Source organism: Nocardioides sp. P5_C9_2, assembly GCF_054049555.1.
The window spans coordinates 1-3,658 of the sequence record NZ_JBFUMD010000407.1 but is presented as its reverse complement, the minus strand read 5'-3'; the positions used below and the strand labels follow the sequence as shown (position 1 = coordinate 3,658).

The window sequence follows — 3,658 nt, the reverse complement described above, 5'->3', positions numbered from 1 at the left end:
GGGCGGCGATGATGCGTCCCCGGCTGGAGGCCATCCGCGAGGTCCTCTCGGACCGGGGTGCGCTCTTCATCAGCATCGACGACAACGAGGCGGCACGGCTGCGGCTGCTGCTGGACGAGGTCTTCGGCGAGCGCAGCTTCATCGCCCAGGTGGTGGTCAACCTCAACCCCAAGGGGCGCCAGCTCGGGCGGGGCTTCGCCACGAGCCACGAGTACGTCCTCGCCTACGCCCGCGACCCCGGTGCCTGCGCGGTGGACGCCAGCAGCGCCGAGCACGTCGACGAGGCCGACTTCCCGCTCACCGCACCCGACGGTCGCCGCTTCCGCCACCTGCCGCTGCGCAACACCAACAAGAAGTTCAACCCCGTCACCGCGCGCACCCTCCACTTCCCGCTGTACGGCGACCCGGCCAGCGGTCGCGTCGCCACCGCCGCCTTCGACGGCTCGGTCGAGCTGCTGCCCGTCTTCGGGGACGGGCGCCCGGCCGTGTGGCGCTGGTCGGCCCCGCTGGTCGACGAGCGGTCCGACGACCTGGTGTGCCGCACCATCCAGGGCAGGCTCGGCGAGCGTGCCGACATCTTCCAGCGCGACTGGCTGCACCGTGACGGCGGGCGCCGCAAGAAGCTGCGCACCATCTGGCTCAGCGAGGAGATCGGCTCGACCGACACCGCGGTCGCGGAGCTCAAGGACCTGGTGGGCCACGTCTTCGAGTCGCCCAAGCCGACGGGGCTGGTGCGCCGGATCCTCGGCACCATGCCGTCCGACGTCTCCGTGCTCGACCCCTTCGCCGGCAGCGGCACCACCGGGCACGCGGTGGCCCTGGCCAACGCCGAGGACGGCGGCAGCCGGCACTGCCTGAGCATCAACTCACCGGAGCCGACCCGCCCCGGCTCCAACGCCCAGCTGGCCGGCCTGCCGACGGTCGCGGCCATCACCCGGGCCCGGCTGACGGCCGTCGACGCCTGCCTGGGCGGCGGCTTCAGCGAGCTCCCGCCGCACTCTCCAGCGCCGTGAGCTCCTCGTCGAGGTGCCCGAGCAATCGCTGGAGGTGCGGCACCGTGCGCCGGCAGCCGGTGAGCCCGAAGCCCATCCTCCCGTCGTACGACGTGCAGGTGATGTTGAGCGCCATCCCGTTGATGGGGATCGACAGCGGGTAGGTCCCGACCAGCTTCGCGCCGTTGAGGTACTGCGTCGACCGCGGCCCCGGCACGTTGCTGATGATGACGTTGAACGGCGGCCGGACGATGCCCTGCATCCGCAGCATCGGGGTGAGGATCGACGGCGCCATCCCGATCGCGCTCATCGCCAGGATCTGCGTCGGGGTCATCGACGACAGCGCCTGCTTGCCGTCGCGCATCGAGCGGTGGATCGCGACCAGCCGTGCCGCCGGGTCGTCGAGGTCGGTGGCCAGCTGCACCATCACCGAGCCGACCGCGTTGCCGCCGTCGGCCGAGGCGACCTGCGCCTGCTTGGCGTTGAGCCCGACCGGCACCATCGCCACCAGCCCGGTGTCGGGCAGTGCGTCGTGGTCGATGAGGTAGGCCCGCAGCGCCCCGCTGCACATCGCCAGCACCACGTCGTTGATCGTGGAGCCCGTCGCCTGCCCGATCGCCCGCATGCGCTCGATCGGCCAGTCCTGCGCCGCGAAGCGTCGCGATCCGGTGATCGACTGGTTGAACATCGTCCGCGGGGCGTAGAGGGAGACGGCTGAGGTCTCGTTGCGCACCCCGCGCGTGATCGTCTTGACGAGGGCAGACGGCAGTCCGACGGCCTCGGCGGTCAGACCGTACGCGGACCGCAGCGCGCTCATCGGCACCCGCGCCAGCGACGACTCGGCGTCCTCGCGGGTGCGTTGCGCCTTGGCGCTCGCGGGCCGGGCCGCCCACGGCGCCGGCATGTTGCGCTTCGCCGGGTCGGTGGTCAGCACGCTGGCGAGCAGCCGCATCGCCGAGACCCCGTCGACCAGCGCGTGGTGGGTCTTGGTGTACATCGCGACCCGGCCGTCGTGCAGTCCCTCGACGACGTGGGCCTCCCACAGCGGCCGCTCCCAMGCGAGCCGCTGGCTGTGCAGTCGGGAGGACAGGTCGAGGAGCTCGCGGATCCGGCCCGGCTGGGGCAGCGCGCTGTGCCGCACGTGGTGCTCGATGTCGAAGTGCTCGTCGGGGACCCAGACCAGCTGCCCCGCCGTGGCGATCGAGCGGTGCGGCCGCTTGAGGAACAGCGGGGAGATCTCCTCGGGGGCGCTCATCTGGGTGTACATCTGGCGGGCGTAGTCGGGCCCCGCGCCCTCGGGCCTCTCGAACAGCTGGAGTCCACCGACGTGCATCGGCTGGGTGCGGCTCTCGGCGTAGAGGAACGCCGCAGATGTCGGATCGATGGGGTTGACCACGCGGGACCTCCTGGGGTTGGGCGATCCTTGCCTGTCGCGCCCTCCACCACAAGCCACGTCCACGTCCACGGGCGTGTCCACGGACCCGGCCACCTGCGGTGCAAGGATGGCGCCATGGAGGCCGCACCCGCCGACGGGCCGCTCGAGGCGATGTGGAGCCGCGGCCGTACGTCGCTGGGCGTCCGGGTCGCCCGGCTCCGCTCGAAGGCGTTCGCCATCGCGCAGTGCTCCCTGGCCGCGGGTGTCGCATGGCTCGTCGCGTCCGACCTGCTGGGCCACCAGACCCCCTTCTTCGCGCCGATCGCGGCGGTGGTCAGCCTCGGGACGTCGTACGGGCAACGCCTGCGCCGGGTCGCGGAGGTCACGGTGGGCGTCGCGGTGGGGGTCCTGCTCGGCGACCTGCTGGTGCACTGGCTCGGCTCGGGCTGGTGGCAGCTGTCGCTCGTGGTCGCGCTGGCGATGTCGCTGGCCTTCCTCCTCGACGGCGGCCCGCTGCTGGTCACCCAGGCCGCGGTGCAGTCGATCGTCATCACCACCCTCATCGCCGACCCCGGCGCCGGCTTCACGCGCTGGACCGACGCCCTGGTGGGCGGGTGCGTCGCGCTGGTCGCCGCGACCGTGGTGCCCGCGGCGCCGCTGCGCCGACCCCGGGAGCAGGCCTCCGAGGTGCTGCGCAAGGTCTCGGCGCTGCTGCGGGCGGCGGCCGACGTGATGGTCGACGGCGAGGTCGACCACGCGCTGGAGCTCCTCGCGGACGCGCGCGCCACCGACTACCTGATCCAGGAGCTGCGCGCGGCCGCCGACGAGGGGCTCGACGTGGTCGCCTCCAGCCCGTTCCGGGTCCGCCACAAGGGCGGGTTGAGGCGCATGGTCGAGCTGGTCGACCCCCTGGACCGCTCGCTGCGCAGCACCCGGGTGCTGGTGCGCCACGTGGCGGTCGCGGCGTACCGACGACGGCCGTTCCCCCCGTCGTACCCGATGGTCACGCGGGAGCTGGCGGCCGCGGTCGACGCGGTGGCCGACGAGCTGCGGGCCGACCGGATGGCCGTCGCCGCGCAGCCGGCGCTCCTCGCCGTCGGCATGGCCACGGCGGAGATCGAGCGCACCGACGCGCTGTCGGTGGAGGTCGTGCTCGCCCAGCTGCGGGCCGTGGTCGCCGACCTGCTGATGCTCACCGGCATGGGGCAGCTGGAGTCGACCGACGCGCTGCCGCCGTCCCGCTGAATCTTCCGCTCTCCGGGGTAGTCCGTGACGTTTGGCACCCTGAAAC

The 3,658-nt window shown here is 72.8% G+C and carries 3 protein-coding genes; 2 read left to right on the top strand and 1 reads right to left on the bottom strand.

All coding sequences use genetic code 11. The features are described from left to right. The coding region (locus ACXJKL_RS17055) for a DNA methyltransferase (RefSeq protein WP_457208212.1) at positions 1-1,013 on the top strand (1,013 nt) is incomplete at its 5' end. On the opposite strand, the gene ACXJKL_RS17050 is transcribed toward ACXJKL_RS17055, so the two are convergent. Continuing rightward, entirely contained in the window at positions 979-2,388 is a 1,410-nt protein-coding gene (locus ACXJKL_RS17050) for a WS/DGAT/MGAT family O-acyltransferase (protein ID WP_457208211.1), read from the bottom strand. The two genes, ACXJKL_RS17055 and ACXJKL_RS17050, sit on opposite strands and share 35 nt — an antisense overlap. A 114-nt stretch (positions 2,389-2,502) precedes the next feature. On the opposite strand from ACXJKL_RS17050, the gene ACXJKL_RS17045 reads away from it, so the two are divergent. Beyond that, a complete protein-coding gene (locus ACXJKL_RS17045) occupies positions 2,503-3,612 on the top strand; it encodes an FUSC family protein (RefSeq protein WP_457208210.1) in 1,110 nt (369 codons plus the stop codon). The last annotated feature ends 46 nt before the right edge of the window (positions 3,613-3,658 follow it).

Coding starts and splice junctions, on each gene's coding strand:
- ACXJKL_RS17045 (WP_457208210.1), top strand. CDS start 2,503: ATGGAGGCCGCACCCGCCGACGGGCCGCTCGAGGCGATGTGGAGCCGC.